Origin of the sequence: Pseudomonas sp. JDS28PS106 (genome assembly GCF_036706555.1) — a bacterium.
Lineage (GTDB): Bacteria > Pseudomonadota > Gammaproteobacteria > Pseudomonadales > Pseudomonadaceae > Aquipseudomonas.
Window position 1 is genome coordinate 43,623 of the sequence record NZ_JBAJGT010000008.1, and the last position, 18,051, is coordinate 61,673.

Here is an 18,051-nt window from a genome sequence, read left to right on the forward strand (position 1 = left end):
GCAAGCGGCAAGCGGCAGGCGGCAAGCTTGAAGCTTGAAGCTTGAAGCTTGAAGCTTGAAGCTGATCATGGGATCAGCTTTCGCAGGCGCATGTCTTCCAGGTGCGCCAGCAGGACTTCGTCCGAGCGCAGCGTCATGGCATTGAAGCCAGCCTGGCGGGCCTTGGTCACGTCGAAGAACGCATCCCTTTCGACATGGAAAATGAAATCGCCGAAGGCACCGAGCGCGATCCGGTCGGGGTCGGTTTCGCTCAGGCCTTCTCGCTCTGCCAGATTTTTCCACACCGGCTGCAGCGCCTTGATGCGTTGCGCGAGGGAAATCGGCTGCGGCTCGCCGACTTCCAGACCGAACCACTGCGCCAGCTTCGGCCAGACATGACTCCAGCGGAACACATCGCCATTGGTCAGGTTGTAGGCACCGTCGATGTCATTCTGCGCCACCCATACGGCGGCTTCGCCGATCAGCTCAGCCGAAGTGACGTTGACCACCGCATTGCGATAAGCCTGCTCAGGGCCGGGGAACTGCATGGCGGTGCCGGTTTCCCGGCACAGCGCGCCGTACAGGCCGATCAGGTTGCCCAGATTCATCGCTGAGCCAAGGGAATGACCGATGACAATGTCCGGTCGCAACGCGGTCCACTTCACGCCGTCCGCTTCCAGTGAGCGGGCGTAATCCTCATGGCGGAAATACAGATTGGGCGGGAAATGCCGGCTGTCGTCTTCACGAGCCGGCGTCTTGTAGACACCCAGTTGCGCGCCGTAGACCTTGCCGCCCTGTACGAAAGTGATGCGCTGCAAGTCCGCTCCGGCGCTACATAGAGCGCCGATCAGGTTCTCGAACATCGCGGCGTTTTCGTCGGCCTCGACGCCCGGGTCGGAGTTAGGCTTGAGCGCGCTATAGAACAGATGCGTGACGGCTTTAAGCGCCGCTTGCGCGCTGCTCAGGCTGTCGGCATCGAGCAGATCGGCCACCACGTGGGGATGATCGCCGGGCGCTTTGTCCGATCGGCCGATGGTGGTGATCTGCCAACCGGCGGCGGCGAAGCTGTGCATCACGGCCTGGCCGATCACGCCGCTGGCGCCTGCGATAAGTACGTGTTGTGCGGACATGGAGGGATCTCCGTTCTTGTGCATGACGTGAATCAAGACAGACCGCCACCCGCCGGCTTTGTCCATTCTTTTGAAACGGGCCGGTCATCGAACGAACCGCTCGTCCGTCGAGCGAAACCATTGCGTCGTTCGTCCCCCCAATCCTGAACACCTGATGAGGCTTGATGCGACCTGATGTAAGGAGATGAAGATGACTGAGAAACACGACACCCTCACCACCCGCCAGGGCCACCCCGTAACCGACAACCAGAGTCTGCGCAGTGTGGGCGAGCGCGGTCCGGGCACCCTGGAAAATTATCAGTTCATTGAAAAGATCACGCACTTCGACCGCGAACGTATCCCTGAGCGGGTCGTGCACGCGCGCGGCACCGCGGCCCATGGTTACTTCGAACCCTATGGCACCATCGGCGACGAGCCGGCCAGCAAATACACCCGCGCCAAGGTGCTGACCAAAGCCGGCGTGAAGACCCCGGTGTTCATCCGTTTTTCAACCGTGATCGGCAGCAAGGAGTCGCCTGAAACCGCTCGCGATCCGCGCGGCTTCGCGATCAAGTTCTATACCGAAGACGGCAACTGGGATCTGGTCGGCAACAACCTCAAAGTGTTCTTCATCCGTGACGCGATCAAGTTCCCGGACATGATCCACGCGTTCAAACCCGACCCCATCACCAATCGCCAGGAGCCCTGGCGTTTCTACGATTTCGTCCAGCACCATCCCGAAGCGCTGCACATGGTCACCTGGGTGAAAAGCCCTTGGGGAATTCCCGCCAGCTACCGGGAAATGCAGGGTTCGAGCGTCAACACCTACAAGCTGGTGAACGAAGACGGCGTTGCGGTGCTGTGCAAATTCTCGTTCGAGCCCAAGCAGGGCGTGCGTAACCTGACCAGCGAACAGGCGGCGGAAATCCAGAAGCACGAGGTCGGTCATGCGACCAAGGACCTCTACGAAGCCATCGATAGCGGGGACTTCCCCGAGTGGGAAATGTGCGTGCAGGTGATGTCGGACGATGCTCACGACGAACTGCCGTTCGATCCCCTCGACGACACCAAGCGCTGGCCAGAAGACCAGTTCCCGCTGTTGCCGGTTGGACGCGTGGTACTGGATCGCAATCCGTCGAACTTCTTCGCCGAGACCGAGCAGTCGGCGTTCGGCACAGGCGTGCTGGTCGACGGCATCGATTTCTCGGACGACAAGATGCTTCAGGGCCGTACCTTGTCCTACTCCGACACCCAGCGCTACCGCGTCGGGCCGAACTACCTGCAACTGCCGATCAACGCGCCCAAGTGCCCCTATGCCACCAATCAGCGGGACGGGCAGATGGCTTACAAGGTCGATGGCGCGGGCGAGAACCCTCATGTGAACTACGAGCCGAGTTCCGAAGGCGGGTTGCGTGAGGCCGAGCGCAGCGGTCCGGATTACAAGCAGTGGATCGAAGGCCATGTCGGTCGTTATCAGACCAGCAAGACGGCGGCGGACTACCAGCAGACCGGCGAGCGCTATCGCAGCTTCGAGGACTGGGAGCGTGATGATCTGATCGCCAACATCGTGGCCGACCTCAAGCAATGTCCGGAGAACATCCAGCTGCGCATGGTCTGGCATTTCTGGCATTGCGACCCGGATTACGGACAGCGCTTGGCACAAGGCGCAGGCATCGACCTGGAAAAAGCCAAGGCCCTGCCGCCGCTGCCGAATCGTCCGGCGCCTGGTCAGGACCGTTCCGCACCGACAACCGTCGACGGCCAGCGGGAACCTGCCGATAAAGCAACCCCCACCCAGCCGAGCGTGACGGCCTGATCAATCGCACCCAGCCCCATCGCCAGCAAGACGGATCGCCGCCCGCTGGCTCCTACAGGCGTGATCCTTGTAGGAGCCAGCTTGCTGGCGATGCAGGCAGAGGGTCTACAACGCGGTTTCCCGGGTGTGGCCCCATCGCCAGCAAGCTGGCTCCTACGCGATATGCAACACATGTAAAAAAATGTGAGTGGAAATGCGTATCTGCATCTGTTTCTCATTCGCTATATGAGTCAGAATCTCATTCCCATCTACAGAGCATCAGGAAGATACCGTGACCTCTCGTCTCTCTGCCGGCCTTGCGCTGGTCAGTGCCTGCATCGCTGTGCCCCATGCACAGGCTGCAGACCAGTTGACCTTGCCCGAAACCACGATCCAGAGCACCAGCGCCCAGAGCGGCAGCCAGAGCGAGGGGTATCAGGGGCGGCCGGCCGCGAGCACCACGCGGGGGATGGGACTGAGCGACAAGGAAACTCCCCAGGCGATCACCACCATCACCCGTGACCAGATCAAGGACTTCCATCTCGACGGCATTCGCAACGCCTTGCGCGCCGCGCCGTCGGTGACGGTCGAGCAGATCGAGACCGACCGCACCGAGTTCACCTCACGTGGCTTTACCATCGATACCTTCCAGTACGACGGCATGGGCATGCCCTTCTCCGCCACCACATTGGTCGGCGAGCAGGATCTGGTCGAATACGAACAGATCGACGTACTGCACGGCGCCAACGGCCTGATGAGCGGCACCGGTAATCCTTCGGCGGCGGTGAATTTCGTGCGCAAGCGACCGACCGACACATTCCAGGCCCAGATCAGCGCCAGTGCCGGCTCCTGGGACAATCGTCGTGTCGAAGCGGACGTCTCCGGTCCGCTGACCTCTACCGGCAACGTGCGTGGACGTTTCATCTATGCCCACGACAAGGGCAATTCCTACCTGGACCAGTACGGACATGAGCGAAACGTCGCCGCCGGCCTGCTGGCGTTCGACCTGTCCGACGCGGACACCCTGACCGTCGGTTTTTCCCAGCACAACAGCGATGCCAATGGCAGCAGCTGGGGCAACCTGCCACTGACAGACAGCGCCGGTAACCGGATTCACTACAGCAGCCGGAGCGCAAGCGTCGGCCAGCCGTGGACTTACTGGAACCTGCACACCCAGCGCGCCTTTGCCGAGCTGGCCCACGATTTCGGCAATGGCTGGAACGGCAAAGTCACCGTGACCGGCGTGACCCAGTACCAGGACACGGACATGTACTACATCTCCAGTGTTACCGACGGCCTAGGCTCCAGCTACGCCACCGACACCTCAAGCAAAGAGCATCAGTTAATTGGCGAGGCACAGGTCTCCGGGCCGTTCAGCCTGTTCGGCCGCGAACACGAGCTGACCTTCGGCGCCAACTACGGCCGCACCCATCATAAGGAACGCGCCTACAACGTTAATGAAACCGGCTACTTCACGACCAGTCTGGCCGACGCCCTGGCCGGCAACATCACGCGCCCTTCGCTGGAATACACCGACGGCGACAACATGGGCAACTTTCGCGACACCCAGAAAAGCCTGTACGCCGGCGCGCGTTTCAGCCTGATGGACGATCTGCACTGGATCGCCGGGGCACGGATGCTCAGCGCCGATGGTGAAGGCGAAAGCTACGGCGCGGCGCACGATACCCGCGTGCACGGCAAGGTCACGCCTTATACCGGCCTGGTCTATGACCTGACCGATCAGTGGGCCGTGTATGGCAGTTGGACCCAGATCTTCAGCCCTCAATACGTCCTCAGCACCGACGGCGGGTTGCTCGATCCGCTGGAAGGCACCAGCACTGAAGTGGGCGTGAAAGGCAGTCTGCTCAATGACCGCCTGAACGTGACGGCCGCGCTGTTCAAGACCAAGCAGCAGAACGTCGCCGAATATGCCGGTCAGCTCGGCACCCAGTACATTTATGAAGGCGTGGACGTCAAAAGCCACGGCGTCGAGCTGCAGGCTTCCGGCGAAGCGCTGCCGGGGCTGGATCTGCTGGCCGGTTACACCTATGTGCGCATCGACGACGATAACGGCGATCATATCCGCCGCTACGTGCCGACCCACACGTTCCGTGGCATGGCGACCTATCGCCTGCCGGGCATGCCCAAGGCGCGGGTGGGGGGGCGTCTGACCTGGCAAAGCGGCATCGAGGCCGATTCCGCCAGCAACGTTCGTCAGGAAGACTATGCACTGGTGGACCTGCTCGCCAGTTACGACATCGACGAGCACTGGAACACATCGCTGAACCTGAACAACGTCACCGATCGCAAGTACCTGATGTCGCTCAAGAGCGGCGCCAGTTCCAATTATGGCGAGCCGCGCAACCTGACCGCTTCGGTCACCTGGAAGTACTGATCTTCCCCGCCTCCCCCGACCGGCGGCGTTCAGTCGCCGGTCTCTTGAGCCGCACGTTCGGTCGGGTCGGGTTTTCTCCGCTGCTTCAATAGCTACGCTTCTACGAATGCTTCGACGCTCCGCAAGACCCAACGCTGACGGAACGGCATGAAGAGGAAGTGGCATGAACGCGAGACAGGCACGCTCCCGTGCATTCTGGACCCTGGTGGCGGTTCATCTGCTGCTGACGACGGGTTGCTCCAGCAAACCCGCGACGCGTTATGCAAGCGCCGCGGTCGGCTCAAGCTGTTATGCCAAGGCGCTGCCCAGCGTCGGCACCGGCGGACTGGCCTGGGGCTCGACGCTAGGCGTGGCGCGCAAAAAGTCCATGACCAACTGCATGCGCTATGCCGCCCGATCCGGCGGGACGCCTGGCACCTGCCAGGTAGTGCTGGCGCAATGCAAGAACTGACCACCGTCGTTTTCATTCTGCCTCGGCTGCCGGCACCCGCCGCAAGACGTCGTCGTAGGGCGCGAGATCGAGAAACGCCGTGACCTCGACGGCCTTGCCGTCCTGCATGCGGAAGATCCAGGCGTAACTGTTGTTGTACGCCTGACCGTCACGCGCCACGGCAACCCCGTCCCAGTGGATGACGACATGGTCGCCGTCTGCCCACAACTGCCTGCTGACGGGCCGGACCGGGCTGGACAAGCGCGATACGAAGGGACGGACGGCCTGCTCGATGAAGCGCTCCCGCCCTTCGAAGACCCCCGCGCTGGGGCCTGAGCCTTTGATGGTCCAGCTTACGTCCGGCGCCAGAACATCCGTGAAGAACGTCGAGCCCCCGGCAGCCCAGCGGTCGAAAGCCTGGGTGACGATCTGCCGGTTGGTCGCTTCGGTGTCAGCCTGCGATGCCGCCATAACTGTCCCTGGCAGGAGCAAGGCCATGAATACCAGTGAACGCAGATTTCGTTGTAAAGGCATGAGCATGATCGGAGTCCTCGGGGCTGGAGTCGCATCATCATCGTTGCCCTGAAGTCTGCCCTTGAACACGTTTTTCCCTGTAGCAGGATCGTCGCCCGTGCTTGTACGATCGTCCGGGCCGAACCGCACCCTATGGAGCAGGAGCCACCATGGACATTCTGGCAATGCTGGTCGAGATCATCAGCCGTCACGCGCCGGACGACGGTGCCTGGCCGACGCCCATTCCCGGGGTCAGCCTGATGCGCTCGGGCACCGCGACCACACCGATGCCGGTGGTCTACGAGCCCACGCTGTGTCTGGTCGCACAGGGTCGCAAGCAAGCGATGCTCGGCACCACGGCATACGTTTATGACGCGGCGAAATATCTGGTGGCGTCCGTGGATCTGCCGGTGATGGGGTCGGTCATAGAAGCCAGCGAAGCGGCGCCTTACTTATGTCTGGTGCTGGATCTGGACATGACGGCGCTGAGCGAGCTTGCCTTACGCTACCCCGGTGACGATAGCCACGCCGACGCGCCGGCAGCGGGAATCACACTTGAAGACACCAGCATCGAACTGCTGGACGCGGCGCTACGGCTCGCCAGGCTTCTGGACACGCCGAACGACATCGACGCGCTGGCACCACTGGTGATCCGCGAAATGTTGTACCGATTGCTGACAGGGCCAGGAGGTGGCGCCATTCGTCAACTGACCCGGGCGGACAGTCGTCTGAACCAGATCGCGAAAGCGATTGCCTGGTTGCAAAGCCATTACCGCGAGTCCTTCCGGATCGACGATATGGCCGATCTGGCGGGGATGAGTCGCTCTACCTTCCATGCGCATTTCAAGGCAGTGACCTCGATGACGCCGCTGGAATTTCGCAGCCAGCTCCGTTTGCAGGAAGCCCGCCGGCTGATGGTGGCCGAAGCGATAGACGCAGCGGATGCCGGCTACCGCGTCGGCTATGAAAGCCCGTCGCAATTCAGCCGGCACTACCTGCGCATGTTCGGCCTGCCGCCGGCCAAGGATGCCGGACGGCTGCGCAACTCGGGCGAGTTATACCCCTCGCCCTGAGAGGCGTTAGCGATAGCGTTCCAGCCAGTGCGCATAAGGCGCCGGCAGTGTCCAGGACGCCTTGTCGACGTTCAGTTCCTTCGCCGCGGCATAGGCCCAGTGCGGATCGGCCAGATGCGCGCGACCCACCGATACCAGGTCGAGCTGGCCGTTCTTGATGGCGGCTTCGGCCAGTTGCGGAGTACCGAAGCCCCAGGCGGAGGTCACTGCGATATCGGCTTCGCGGCGCACGCGCTGGGCGATTTCACCCAGGAACGCCGGGCCCCACGGGATGTTGGTGTCGGGAATGGTGAAACCGACGCTGACGCTGAGCAGGTCCAGACCACCGGCCTTGAAGCGGCGCGCCAGTTCGATGGACTCTTCCAGGGTCTGCTCGTCGCGACCGTCGTATTCGATCACACCGAAGCGCGCGGTCAGTGGCAAATGCTCGGGCCAGACTTCACGAACGGCAGCCAGGGTTTCCAGCAGGAAGCGGCTACGGTTGTCGAAGCTGCCGCCATAGGCATCGGTGCGCTGATTGGAGTGCTCGGAGAAGAAGCTCTGGCCCAGGTAACCGTGGGCGAAGTGCAGCTCGATCCATTCGAAACCAGCGTCACGCGCGCGGCGCGCAGCGTCGACGAAGTTCTGGCGAACCCGGGCGATGTCGTCCAGGGTCATGGCCTTCGGCACTTTCGGCAGGTTGGCGCCGAACGCGATGGCCGACGGCGCGATGGTCTGCCAGGCGCGTGGATCGCTGTCGATATGGTCGTCGCCTTCCCAGGGACGGTTGGCGCTGGCCTTGCGACCGGCGTGGGCGATCTGGATACCGGGCACCGAGCCGGCAGCCTTGATGGCCTTGACGATCGGCACGAACGCATCGGCCTGCTCATCGCTCCAGATTCCCGCGCAGCCGGGGGTGATACGGCCTTCCGGTGCGACAGCGGTCGCTTCCACGACCACCAGGCTCGCGCCGCCGCGGGCCAGACCGGCGTAGTGAACCTGGTGCCAGTCATTGACGACACCTTCATCGGCCGAGTACTGGCACATGGGTGGGATCGCGATGCGATTACGCAGCGTGACGTCTTTGAGCGTATAGGGTTGGAACAATGCAGACATTCGCTGACTCCGGGACAGTCTGATTTACGATAGTTCGATCATAATCGAACTATGGCAATTTATGTAACCCCCGTTATCATGTGCGCCATGCGAGCCTACCGACACCCCAATCCTGAAGACCTGGTTCTCGAGCGCGTGCTCTACGCCTTGAGCGATCCCGTGCGCATGGGCATCGTCCGCGTTCTGGCGGGGGTCACCGAGGCGACTTGCGGCGAACTCGACGGCGGTCGCCCCAAGTCGAGCATGTCCCATCATTTCCGGGTCCTGCGCGATGCGGGCCTGGTGCAGACCCGCAACGTCGGCACCACTCATATGAATTCCCTGCGCGCAGCAGAGCTGGACGGGCGTTTCCCCGGCCTGCTCGCGTGCATTCTCGCGCAGCATTGACGCCAACTCCTGGCGTCATACCACCTGATCGCCCGTTGGCAACGCATGTTCTAGCTCGGCGGACGACGGAGTGGTCTTGTGCAGCGTCACCGGTACCGACTTGGCCGCGGGCACCTTGCTTCGCTCGGCGTAATGCCACACTGGAACCAGCGCGTTGCATTCCGGGTAGTAGGCCGCGGCGCAGCCCTCGGGTATGTCGTAGGCGATGATCTGCATCGGTCCGACTTCACGACGGATTTCGGGTTCGATGGCCGTGCGCAGCATCACCCAGTCGCCCGGCGCCAGCCCCAGGCGCACGATATCGTTACGATTGGCCAGCACCACGTGGCGAGTGCCGTGCACGCCTCGGAAACGGTCGTCGTAGCCATATACCGTGGTGTTGAACTGATCATTGCTGCGGATCGTCATCAGTTGCAGCACCTGCCGATTATTGCGGTCCGTGGACACGTCATCATCCTCATCCAGCGTGCGCGGCGTGACGAACTCCGCCTTGCCCGACTCGGTCTTCCACTCTCGCTTACAGGCGGCCAGTGGCCGATGAAAGCCGCCCGGCTCCCACATGCGACGTTCCATGTCGTGGAAAATGTCGGGGTAAACCTGACTGATGGCCGCACGAATCAATCGATAGTCGCGACGCCAGGCATCCCAGGGAATACGTACCCGGTCGCCCAGCGCCGCTTCGGCCAGTCCGGCGATGATCGCGACTTCCGAGCGCAGGTATTCCCCCGCCGGCTCGCTGGTGCCGCGCCAGCCGCGAATGCAACCAGTGCTGTCTTCGGTGCTGTGGGTCTGCTCGATGCCTTCCTGACGGTCGATTTCGATACGGCCCAGGCATGGCAAGAGCCAGCCTTTCTTGCCGGGGAACAGGTGCGTGCGGTTGAGCTTGGTCGCGACCTGCACGTTCAGCGCCAGCTCCGACCAGGCAGGCTCCATGCGGGATGTATCAGGCACCGCTCGCAGAAAGTTGCCGCCCAGGCCGATGAAGCCTTTGACCCGACCGGCCAGAATCCCTCCGCAGGTGTCCACGGTGGTCAGCCCTTTCTCTTCGGGCACCTTGAAATCGAACAAAGCCTGAATCTTGTCCACCGGCACTTTCTGCGGGTCTTCAGTGATACCGACCGTGCGCTGCCCCTGCACGTTGGAGTGGCCGCGCACCGGGCAGATACCGGCTCCCGGCTTGCCGATATTGCCGCGCAACAGCAGCAGATTCACCAGCATCTGCACCGCTTCGACGCCGTGCCTGTGCTGGGTGATGCCCATGCCATAGACCACCATCACCCGTTCACTGCGGGCATACACGGTCGCCGCGGCTTCCAGCGCGGCACGGCTCAGTCCGGCGCGCTGCTCCAGCTGGTCCCAGGTGTGCTGCTCGACCTGTGCTTTGAAAGCCTCGAACCCCTGAGTGTGTTCGGCGATGAATCGATGATCCAGGATCGCCGGGGCGCCATTACTCTCGGCCGCCCGCTCCATTTCCAGGAGGGCTTTGACGATGCCCATGATCGCCGCCGTATCGCCGCCGATGGCCACCTGGTGATACTGCGTGCTGATGACCGTCGACTCCGGCCCGAGCATTTCCACCGGGGACTGCGGATTGACGAAACGCTCCAGCCCTCGCTCGCGAATCGGGTTGAAGGTGATGATCGGCACCTTGCGTTTGCGCGCTTCCTGCAACGGATGAAGCATACGCGGGCTGTTGCTGCCGACGTTCTGGCCAAAGAAAAACAGGCAGTCAGTGTGTTCGAAGTCCTCCAGCGTCACAGTGCCGACAGGTACGCCGATGCTTTCCTGCAAACCGACCGACGTGCTTTCGTGGCACATGTTGGAGCTGTCGGGGAGATTGTTGGTGCCGTAGGCCCGGGCGAACAGTTGCCAGGCAAAAGAGGTTTCCAGTGACGCACGCCCGGAAGCGTAGAACACCACCTCATCCGGTTGCAGCCTGTTCAATTCGGCGCCGATTTCTGCGAAGGCCTGTTCCCACGAAGTGGCGTGATAACGGTCCGTGGCGGGGTCATACCGCAGAGGATGGGTCAAGCGCCCATGCTGCTCCAGCGCAAAATCCGACCAACCGCGCAGCTCGGCAAGCGAATGCGCCTGGAAGAAGTCGGGGGTGGTTCGCAGCGAGGTCAACTCCCAGGCCGTGGCCTTGGCGCCGTTTTCGCAGAATTCCAGCGCGTGCGGATTGCCAGGCTTGGCCCAGGCGCAGCTCACACAGGCAAATCCTCCGGGCTTGTTCTGCCGCAAGAGCGCCACCGGACCTTTCACCAGCGCTTGCTCGCGCCAGAGAATTCTCATCACCGACCGGGCCGAGCCCCATCCGCCTGAAGCGCTGGTGTAGGGCCGATAATGCGCTTTGGGATGGAGCAGTTGCATAGGGGAGTTCTCGTCGCAGAGGAGTACCTGATCTCTGATAGAGGGACGCCTCTCTTGAAAAGTTTCCTCACAATTTTTTTGCTGCCTGACTGGCGCGTCATTCTTCGAATCGTGCTGTACCTGCTGATATCAAGTAACAATTGCCCCGCGCCACTGGTCGCCACTCGTTAGCGCAATGCTGAACTTGAACGGCGGGCAAATTTCCCACCTGTTGAAAGCAGATATATAGCTGCGATAGCGAGTGAGGCAGATACTATGGACGCGCCATGCGAGATCACTTATGGGCTGTTCGATCCGATTGAAGAACCGATTCGCAGCGGCCGATTGGCGGTCGACGATATCCATGAACTTTACTGGGAGGAAAGTGGGAACCCGCAGGGACTGCCAGTCGTTTATCTACATGGCGGTCCAGGTGAAGGCGCGCCGCCCTCCAAGCGAACTTTCTGGGATCCAGAAAGTTACCGCATTGTACTGTTCGATCAGCGAGGCGCGTTGCGCTCGACGCCGTTGGCTAAACTGCGCAACAACACTACGCAGATGCTGGTGGAGGACATCGAAACATTACGCAAGCACCTGGGCATCGAGAAGTGGCTGATTACCGGGGGTTCCTGGGGAACGACCTTGGCGCTGGCTTATGGCCAGGCACACCCGGAGCGCTGCCTGGGGTTTCTGCTCAGAGGCGTGTTTCTGGGAACCGAAGACGAAATCCACTAGTTCATCCACGGCATGCGTCGCTTTTTCCCGCGGGCCCACGAGGACTTCGTCAATTACATTCCGGAAGACGAACGGCCCGATCTGCTGGAAGCCTATCTGCGACGCATGACGGATCCTGATCCAGCCGTGCAGATGGAGGCGGCACGATGCTGGGTGCGCTATTCGGCCAGTTGCTCGCTACTGCGCCATGATCCGGGCGGTGTGGAAGCGCAAGCCTCCGACGATACGACCGCCTTGGGCATGGGTCGGCTCGATGCCTGGTATTTCAAGAACCGGCTGTTCCTCGAAGAGGATCAGCTGATACGCGACATCGCCGCTATCCATCATTTGCCTTGCCGGATCGTTCAGGGCGGCCACGACATGATCGCCACGCCCAACTCCGCGTATCGCTTGCACAAGGCCTGGTCAGGCTCTGTGCTGACGGTGGTTCAGGATGCCGGGCATGCGCCATCGGAGCCGGGGGTCGTCAGCGCGCTGATAGAAGCCACAGAGCAATTCAAACGCCATGGCCGCTTTGAGGTGGACGGCTCCGTCACAAGTGCATACAGGTCATATGAATAGCATCATGGCCGTAATGACATTCGTATGGATGCATCCGCTAATTGGAAACACCACTTGTCGACTTTCAACTACTCGCAGAGAACGTTCAAACTAAGACGCCCCTCGAAATCCTCGTAAGCATTGCTAAATGCACAGCGCCCGAACCGGTTCAGACGCTTGATCCACGGCATCGATTGTTCCTTGCCCAAATAATATTGCTCATAGAAATATTTACTTATACTGCCGAGTGTAGATATGTGCGAATTACTTGCTCAAAATATTTCAAATCGTTCCAGCCTGGACCATCTGGATACATCATCCTTATTCGCCCCCTCAAACGAACAGTTGGCAGCTTGTCAAACCCTCCAGACGAATAAAAATCCAGTCCAGAACATTTATGATCCAGACCAAGTCATTAAACCGAACCATTTTTTGACAGCTATCACCCACCAGGATGGCGCTCTACGCGCATCGCAAGTGCGCTGGGGCTGGTCACCGGTGTGGAGCATGGGCACGCGACCGCCCTTGACCCACCTGCCGCTTGAAATCGTCATGCGTTCCAGAGTTTTCAAACGGATGCATGACAGCGGTCGGGCGCTGGTGGCAGTCGATGGCTGGTTCGATGCCGCAGTCGACCAGCCAGCAATGAGCAGGAGTCGATTCCACTATGTACGTCGCCGTTCCGGCCAACCCGTCTATCTCGCGGCGGTTGCCCAGATAAGTCAGTCGGCCAATGGTTGCAATGGGCTGGTGCTGGTGACCAAAGGTGGCGGAGGCGCATCGGGTCCACTCCAGCTGCTGGCGTTTTCCGCTGAAAATGCATTGCTCTGGCTCGACCCTGAACTCGATGTGGACCAGGCGCGGCTGCTCCCCTCGCTGGACATTTCCGATCAACAGCTGTTTGAAGAAGAAACCGTCAGTTATCGCAGCGTGCAGAAAAACCGTTGACGCTGCAGTCCTCACAGACCTGGCTGCGCTGACTCTTCCCTCAACGCAGCCACCGCCTCGATTTCGATCAGCATGCCCTCCAGCGCCAGACGCGGTACCGGAATCAGCGTGCAGGCAGGCTTCATCGCGTCGCCCCAGGCGTCCTCAGCCGCCTCAACCCAGGCGTTCAGCTTCTCCTGCGAGTGATCGACGATCAATAACATCAATTTGAATACCTGCCCCAGGTCAGCGTTGCACGCCCGTAGCCCGGTGCGCAGATTGATCAGGGCCTGTGCAAGCTGATCGGCAAACAGCGGCGGCAGACTGCCGTCTTCACGCTCTCCGCCCTGCCCCGCCATAAACAGTAACCTTGTACCGGACGCGACTTGCGCAACGTGGGAATAACCGTTGGGGCTGGGGTCATAGAGGCCGGCTGGATTGATCAGATCGAATGGCACCGCCGTGTCGAATCGAGACATGGAACTGACTCCTTATAAGAAAGAAGCGCCAGTCTCAGACCTCAAGTGCGGTTAAGGTCAAGCATCGAAAGCGCATCGCGGGTCTTGCCATCAAGGCGAGGCGTTTGCGGCCGATAGCCTGCTCACCACCCTCACCCGTTTCCGCTACACCCGGCTTTCCCTTGTGCCGCTTCCGAGGCAATCTGATGAACACCCTTTCAGCAAACGACCGCGCTCAACTGGTGCGCGACGCCACGGTGCAGTTCTGGCAGCACATCGTGCCTATCGTGCAGATCGCATTCGCCATTCATGTCGTGCTGTTCGTTCTGTTCGCCAGCCTCGGGCTGACGCTACTGGCCGTGGGCAACGCCGTGAGCATTCTGACCTACGTGGTCTGCCTTAAAGCAATCCGCGCAGGACGACTGAGTTTCGCCGGTGTGCTGATGAGCGTGGAAATCATTCTTCATGCATTACTGGCGACCTGGATACTGGGCTGGAGCAGTAATTTCCATTTCTACCTGTATTGCCTGGTACCGATCATCGCGTTCAGCTTTCAGCACGCTCCGCTACCACGCCGTTTGCTGAACCTGTCGATCATTGCCGCGGCGGCCTGCATCTATCTGCTGCGCGGCCGGATGGGCACTGACCCTGGCGTTGCGCCAGGGCTGCTCGAGGTATTCGGCGTTATCAACGTGTTGACCGCCACGGCCCTGTTGTTGCACGGCACGGCGCTGTCGGTGCGCTTCACCCACAGCATGCAACTGGGGCTGTTTCACACCGCCAACCTCGACAGCCTGACCAACCTTTATACAAGGCGCCGCGTGATGCGCAGGGTCCATCAACTGACCGGCGCGTCCCGCTCCGCGATCATTCTCCTGGATATCGATCACTTCAAGCAGATCAACGATCGGCTGGGTCACGAGCGCGGCGACCAGATCCTTCAACACGTCGCGCAGGCGATTCGCAGCAATGTCAGGGCGACGGACGTGGCGTCTCGCTGGGGAGGCGAAGAATTCCTGGTGCTGATGCCCGAAGCGCTTCAGCAGGATGCCGGAACGGTGGCACAGAGAATTCTGCAGCAGATTCGCGAGCAGGCCGGAAAGCTCGAACAGCCGCAGATCGAAGTGACGGCGACAGTGGCGGTCAGCGAAATTCGCGCGGGCGAGAGCTTCGAGCACGCCTTGCACCGTGCCGATCAGGCGTTGTACCAGGGGAAGCAGCAAGGCCGGAATCAGGTGGTGCTCGCCGAGTGAGGCTCCTGATACTTGTCACAAAAGACAGACGAACAAAAACGCCGCTCGTATGAGCGGCGTTTTTGTATGAATTGGAGCGGGAAACGAGACTCGAACTCGCGACCCCGACCTTGGCAAGGTCGTGCTCTACCAACTGAGCTATTCCCGCAAATGGCGTCCCCTAGGGGACTCGAACCCCTGTTACCGCCGTGAAAGGGCGGTGTCCTAGGCCACTAGACGAAGGGGACACTGCCTGAAACACCATTGGCTTGTGTTTCAGTTCCAGAACTGCATCCTTGGATACGTTCTGGTTTCACTCAACCCTGCCCGAGAGCAAGATTGCTTAAAACTGGAGCGGGAAACGAGACTCGAACTCGCGACCCCGACCTTGGCAAGGTCGTGCTCTACCAACTGAGCTATTCCCGCAATATGGCGTCCCCTAGGGGACTCGAACCCCTGTTACCGCCGTGAAAGGGCGGTGTCCTAGGCCACTAGACGAAGGGGACACACGTACAACATTCACTCCCTGCCGCGCTTCGCTGTGTGCTTTACGCTGCAAGTGGCGCGCATTCTATGGATGGTTTGGGGGGTCGTCAACCCCCTTGTGAAAATTATTTGAAATCAATGACTTCACCCATTCAGAGACGCGCGCGGCGGCCGACAACAGTATCTATAGAGAATGCCTGTAGGCAGCGTCCGACAAGAACACCTATGCGCGATAGTGCTTAGCCACTACACTCGCGTGAAATTACATACAATCAATGAGGTTTGCGCAGTGACACCACTCATGATCACGCTGATGGTAATAATCGGCATCGCGCTGCTGATTGCAATCGGCTACCTGAATCACGTCGCTGAAAACAGCAAACTCGATAAAGCCCGTACCAAGGTGGAACTGGCTGACCGACTGCGTCGCTGCACCGAAATCAGCGAGACCTTCCCCGGACAGCTCATGTCCCCTGCCCTCAAATTGCTGCTGGCCCGTCTGGAGCTCAATGTGGTGCAGCGCATGCTGGCACTGGAAAAAGGCAATACCACGCTCAAGCAGCGAATCGCCGAGCTGGAAGAGCAAGTTGCATTGAGCGATCGCATTCCGGTCAACAACCCGGTCAGCCCGATCATGACCGAAGCCAAGGCCAAGGATGTTCGCTTCCTGCTCGAAGCCTTGCACGGTCAGGTAACCCGCGCCGCCCACGACGGTTTCCTGCAGACCAGCGAAGCCAAGCACTGGATCCGCGAGATCCGCACCATCCTGGTCAGCCTGCATATCGAGTTCTTCAATAACCTGGGGCAGGCGGCGTTGTCCCAGGACCAGCCGGGTCAGGCACGCCTGGCCTTCGAACGCGGCGTCCAGTACCTGCGCAACCAGCCTGACCCTGTGACCTATCAGCAGCAACTGGCGGCGATGGAAAAACAGCTGGCCCGGGCCAACTCGATGGTGCTGACCAATATCGCACCGAGCGAAGATGACGATAACGCGCTGACCGAAGGCCTGAAGGCGGACCAGAGCGAATCGGAATGGAAGAAGAAGGTCATCTACGATTGAGATGACCAGAGTTGCGCCGGTTCGGAACCGGCGCAACGGCGTTGCAATGACTCAGCAGTCGGTGGCCGCCAGAAAGATCTGCGCAAGACGCTCTATACCCTTCTGATCCACCTCCTTGAAACGCTTGAGGCTCGGACTGTCCAGGTCCAGTACGCCAATCAGGCGCCCGTCCTTGACCAAAGGCACTACCAGCTCGCTGTTCGACGCGCTGTCGCAGGCAATGTGTCCCGGAAATTCGTGCACATCTTCCACGCGTTGCGTCTCGCGACTCTGGGCAGCAGCGCCGCATACCCCACGACCGAACGGAATGCGCACGCAGGCCACCTGCCCCTGGAACGGACCGAGCACCAGCTCTTCATTGCGATTCAGGTAGAAACCTGCCCAGTTCAGATCCTCTACCTGGGTATACAGGAACGCGGAAAACTGCGCAGCGTTGGCGATGAAGTCACGCTCGCCGGCCAGCAAGGCCTCCAGCTGCGCGGCCAGTAGCGCGTAACCATCCAGGCCCTCGCCCGCTTGTTGCAAATCGATCATGGGTGTTGCTCCAGCAATTTCAGACCTACCCAGTAACGGGCGAATTGATAGGCGCAGCGGCCGTTGCGGTTGCCGCGCCCGGTTGCCCAGCGAATCGCGGCCTTGTCCAGTTCTTCGTCACGCTGCCACTCCAGGCCGGCCTTTTCCGCCAGCTGAGCGATCCAGTGTTCGACGACATCCAGATAATGCTGCTGGGTGAACGGGTAGAACGACAGCCACAGGCCGAAGCGGTCGGACAAGGCGATCTTGTCTTCCACCGCTTCGCTGGGATGCAGTTCGCCGTCGACGTGTTTCCAGTTGGCGTTGTCGCTTTCCTTCTCGGGCACCAGATGGCGGCGATTGGACGTGGCATACAGCAGCACATTGTCCGGCGCCTGTTCCAGCGACCCATCGAGCACGCTCTTGAGTACCCGATAGTCACCTTCGCCGGATTCGAACGAAAGATCGTCGCAGAACAGCACGAAGCGCTGCGGCAGTTTTTGCAGTTGCTCGACCACACGCGGCAGATCGCCCAGATGGTCGCGCTCGATCTCGATCAGGCGCAGGCCCGCCCCGGCATATTCGGCCAGCAGCGCGCGAACCAGCGAGGACTTGCCGGTGCCTCGCGAGCCCCACAGCAGTGCGTGGTTGGCCGGCAGGCCGTCGAGGAACTGACGGGTATTGCGGCCCAGTTGGTCGCGTTGAAGATCGACGCCGATCAGGTCGCTCAGACGCATGTCGAGACTGACCTGGAGCGGCATCAGGTAACCGGCGCGGCCTTCGCGCACCCAGCGCGCGGCCAGCGCCTGCGACCAGTCCACCGGCTCGCGCGGGGCGGGAAGCAAGGGCTCCAGACGAGCCAGTACGGCGTCGGCTCGTTCCAGAAAAGCATTCAACCGAGAATCCACGGTTTCTCCTCATATTTAACTGACTAATCGCCGGGCGTGATCGGCTATGCTAGCCCGGCATTGGGCA

At 60.8% G+C, this 18,051-nt stretch carries 17 protein-coding genes and 4 tRNA genes; 10 read left to right on the forward strand and 11 right to left on the reverse strand.

Going from position 1 to position 18,051, the window contains the following annotated elements:
- Positions 1-65 precede the first annotated feature (65 nt).
- Entirely contained in the window at positions 66-1,109 is a 1,044-nt protein-coding gene (locus TRP66_RS14655; RefSeq protein WP_333403932.1) for an SDR family oxidoreductase, read from the reverse strand.
- A gap of 190 nt (positions 1,110-1,299) precedes the next feature.
- On the opposite strand from TRP66_RS14655, the gene TRP66_RS14660 reads away from it, so the two are divergent.
- The 3 genes from TRP66_RS14660 to TRP66_RS14670 all read left to right on the forward strand — a co-directional run bounded on the left by TRP66_RS14660 (position 1,300) and on the right by TRP66_RS14670 (position 5,729).
- Positions 1,300-2,904, forward strand: coding sequence for a catalase (locus TRP66_RS14660; protein WP_333403934.1), 1,605 nt, complete (start codon positions 1,300-1,302; stop codon positions 2,902-2,904).
- Between the two features lie 271 nt (positions 2,905-3,175).
- A complete protein-coding gene (locus TRP66_RS14665) occupies positions 3,176-5,278 on the forward strand; it encodes a TonB-dependent siderophore receptor (RefSeq protein ID WP_333403936.1) in 2,103 nt (700 codons plus the stop codon).
- 163 nt (positions 5,279-5,441) lie between these two features.
- A complete protein-coding gene (locus tag TRP66_RS14670; protein WP_333403938.1) occupies positions 5,442-5,729 on the forward strand; it encodes a hypothetical protein in 288 nt (95 codons plus the stop codon).
- Between the two features lie 12 nt (positions 5,730-5,741).
- On the opposite strand, the gene TRP66_RS14675 is transcribed toward TRP66_RS14670, so the two are convergent.
- Positions 5,742-6,248, reverse strand: coding sequence for a nuclear transport factor 2 family protein (locus TRP66_RS14675; protein ID WP_333403940.1), 507 nt, complete (start codon positions 6,246-6,248; stop codon positions 5,742-5,744).
- Between the two features lie 143 nt (positions 6,249-6,391).
- Here TRP66_RS14675 and TRP66_RS14680 point away from each other — a divergent pair, with 143 nt between their 5' ends.
- On the forward strand, positions 6,392-7,294 hold the full coding sequence (locus TRP66_RS14680; protein ID WP_333403942.1) for an AraC family transcriptional regulator: 903 nt from the start codon (positions 6,392-6,394) through the stop codon (positions 7,292-7,294).
- 6 nt (positions 7,295-7,300) lie between these two features.
- Here the strand turns inward: TRP66_RS14680 and TRP66_RS14685 are convergent, their stop codons facing one another.
- A complete protein-coding gene (locus TRP66_RS14685) occupies positions 7,301-8,389 on the reverse strand; it encodes an NADH:flavin oxidoreductase/NADH oxidase (RefSeq protein ID WP_333403944.1) in 1,089 nt (362 codons plus the stop codon).
- Positions 8,390-8,440: 51 nt separating this feature from the next.
- On the opposite strand from TRP66_RS14685, the gene TRP66_RS14690 reads away from it, so the two are divergent.
- Positions 8,441-8,776, forward strand: coding sequence for an ArsR/SmtB family transcription factor (locus TRP66_RS14690; protein ID WP_333403946.1), 336 nt, complete (start codon positions 8,441-8,443; stop codon positions 8,774-8,776).
- Between the two features lie 15 nt (positions 8,777-8,791).
- Here TRP66_RS14690 and TRP66_RS14695 read toward each other — a convergent pair whose 3' ends face one another.
- On the reverse strand, positions 8,792-11,146 hold the full coding sequence (locus TRP66_RS14695; RefSeq protein ID WP_333403948.1) for an FdhF/YdeP family oxidoreductase: 2,355 nt from the start codon (positions 11,144-11,146) through the stop codon (positions 8,792-8,794).
- Positions 11,147-11,401: 255 nt separating this feature from the next.
- On the opposite strand from TRP66_RS14695, the gene TRP66_RS23615 reads away from it, so the two are divergent.
- The 3 genes from TRP66_RS23615 to TRP66_RS14705 all read left to right on the forward strand — a co-directional run bounded on the left by TRP66_RS23615 (position 11,402) and on the right by TRP66_RS14705 (position 13,348).
- Positions 11,402-11,860: an alpha/beta fold hydrolase gene (locus tag TRP66_RS23615; protein WP_442965209.1), complete on the forward strand. Its 459-nt coding sequence runs from the start codon at positions 11,402-11,404 to the stop codon at positions 11,858-11,860.
- Positions 11,861-11,872: 12 nt separating this feature from the next.
- Positions 11,873-12,421, forward strand: a complete 549-nt coding sequence (locus TRP66_RS23620) for an alpha/beta fold hydrolase (RefSeq protein WP_442965210.1) — start codon at positions 11,873-11,875, stop codon at positions 12,419-12,421.
- Positions 12,422-12,655: 234 nt separating this feature from the next.
- Positions 12,656-13,348 carry an SOS response-associated peptidase family protein gene (locus tag TRP66_RS14705; RefSeq protein WP_333403950.1) on the forward strand — a complete coding sequence of 231 codons (693 nt, stop codon included), beginning with the start codon at positions 12,656-12,658 and terminating at the stop codon, positions 13,346-13,348.
- Positions 13,349-13,359: 11 nt separating this feature from the next.
- Here TRP66_RS14705 and TRP66_RS14710 read toward each other — a convergent pair whose 3' ends face one another.
- Positions 13,360-13,806, reverse strand: coding sequence for a RidA family protein (locus TRP66_RS14710; RefSeq protein WP_333403952.1), 447 nt, complete (start codon positions 13,804-13,806; stop codon positions 13,360-13,362).
- A gap of 185 nt (positions 13,807-13,991) precedes the next feature.
- Between TRP66_RS14710 and TRP66_RS14715 the strand changes: the two genes are divergently transcribed.
- Complete coding sequence (locus TRP66_RS14715; protein WP_333403954.1) at positions 13,992-15,038, forward strand: GGDEF domain-containing protein; 1,047 nt, start codon at positions 13,992-13,994, stop codon at positions 15,036-15,038.
- Positions 15,039-15,110: 72 nt separating this feature from the next.
- Here the strand turns inward: TRP66_RS14715 and TRP66_RS14720 are convergent.
- The 4 genes from TRP66_RS14720 to TRP66_RS14735 form a co-directional block, all read right to left on the reverse strand.
- A tRNA-Gly gene (locus TRP66_RS14720) sits at positions 15,111-15,186 on the reverse strand.
- A 3-nt stretch (positions 15,187-15,189) separates the two neighbouring features.
- Positions 15,190-15,265: transfer RNA gene (locus TRP66_RS14725), tRNA-Glu, on the reverse strand.
- Between the two features lie 102 nt (positions 15,266-15,367).
- Positions 15,368-15,443: transfer RNA gene (locus TRP66_RS14730), tRNA-Gly, on the reverse strand.
- A 4-nt stretch (positions 15,444-15,447) separates the two neighbouring features.
- A tRNA-Glu gene (locus tag TRP66_RS14735) sits at positions 15,448-15,523 on the reverse strand.
- A gap of 281 nt (positions 15,524-15,804) precedes the next feature.
- Between TRP66_RS14735 and TRP66_RS14740 the strand changes: the two genes are divergently transcribed.
- Positions 15,805-16,563, forward strand: a complete 759-nt coding sequence (locus tag TRP66_RS14740; protein WP_333403956.1) for a hypothetical protein — start codon at positions 15,805-15,807, stop codon at positions 16,561-16,563.
- A gap of 51 nt (positions 16,564-16,614) precedes the next feature.
- Here the strand turns inward: TRP66_RS14740 and TRP66_RS14745 are convergent, their stop codons facing one another.
- Positions 16,615-17,097, reverse strand: a complete 483-nt coding sequence (locus TRP66_RS14745; protein ID WP_333403958.1) for a GAF domain-containing protein — start codon at positions 17,095-17,097, stop codon at positions 16,615-16,617.
- Positions 17,094-17,984, reverse strand: a complete 891-nt coding sequence (locus TRP66_RS14750; protein ID WP_333403960.1) for an ATP-binding protein — start codon at positions 17,982-17,984, stop codon at positions 17,094-17,096. Before TRP66_RS14750 ends, TRP66_RS14745 begins: the two co-directional genes overlap by 4 nt.
- Between the last annotated feature and the right edge of the window lie 67 nt (positions 17,985-18,051).

Bases quoted from the DNA above. Each gene is read 5' to 3' on its own strand.
- TRP66_RS14680 (WP_333403942.1), top strand. From the start codon at position 6,392: ATGGACATTCTGGCAATGCTGGTCGAGATCATCAGCCGTCACGCGCCG.
- TRP66_RS14670 (WP_333403938.1), top strand. From the start codon at position 5,442: ATGAACGCGAGACAGGCACGCTCCCGTGCATTCTGGACCCTGGTGGCG.
- TRP66_RS14740 (WP_333403956.1), top strand. From the start codon at position 15,805: ATGATCACGCTGATGGTAATAATCGGCATCGCGCTGCTGATTGCAATC.
- TRP66_RS14690 (WP_333403946.1), top strand. From the start codon at position 8,441: ATGGCAATTTATGTAACCCCCGTTATCATGTGCGCCATGCGAGCCTAC.
- TRP66_RS14685 (WP_333403944.1), bottom strand. From the start codon at position 8,389: ATGTCTGCATTGTTCCAACCCTATACGCTCAAAGACGTCACGCTGCGT.
- TRP66_RS14710 (WP_333403952.1), bottom strand. From the start codon at position 13,806: ATGTCTCGATTCGACACGGCGGTGCCATTCGATCTGATCAATCCAGCC.
- TRP66_RS14745 (WP_333403958.1), bottom strand. From the start codon at position 17,097: ATGATCGATTTGCAACAAGCGGGCGAGGGCCTGGATGGTTACGCGCTA.
- TRP66_RS23615 (WP_442965209.1), top strand. From the start codon at position 11,402: ATGGACGCGCCATGCGAGATCACTTATGGGCTGTTCGATCCGATTGAA.
- TRP66_RS14705 (WP_333403950.1), top strand. From the start codon at position 12,656: ATGTGCGAATTACTTGCTCAAAATATTTCAAATCGTTCCAGCCTGGAC.
- TRP66_RS23620 (WP_442965210.1), top strand. From the start codon at position 11,873: ATGCGTCGCTTTTTCCCGCGGGCCCACGAGGACTTCGTCAATTACATT.
- TRP66_RS14715 (WP_333403954.1), top strand. From the start codon at position 13,992: ATGAACACCCTTTCAGCAAACGACCGCGCTCAACTGGTGCGCGACGCC.
- TRP66_RS14655 (WP_333403932.1), bottom strand. From the start codon at position 1,109: ATGTCCGCACAACACGTACTTATCGCAGGCGCCAGCGGCGTGATCGGC.
- TRP66_RS14660 (WP_333403934.1), top strand. From the start codon at position 1,300: ATGACTGAGAAACACGACACCCTCACCACCCGCCAGGGCCACCCCGTA.
- TRP66_RS14675 (WP_333403940.1), bottom strand. From the start codon at position 6,248: ATGCTCATGCCTTTACAACGAAATCTGCGTTCACTGGTATTCATGGCC.
- TRP66_RS14695 (WP_333403948.1), bottom strand. From the start codon at position 11,146: ATGCAACTGCTCCATCCCAAAGCGCATTATCGGCCCTACACCAGCGCT.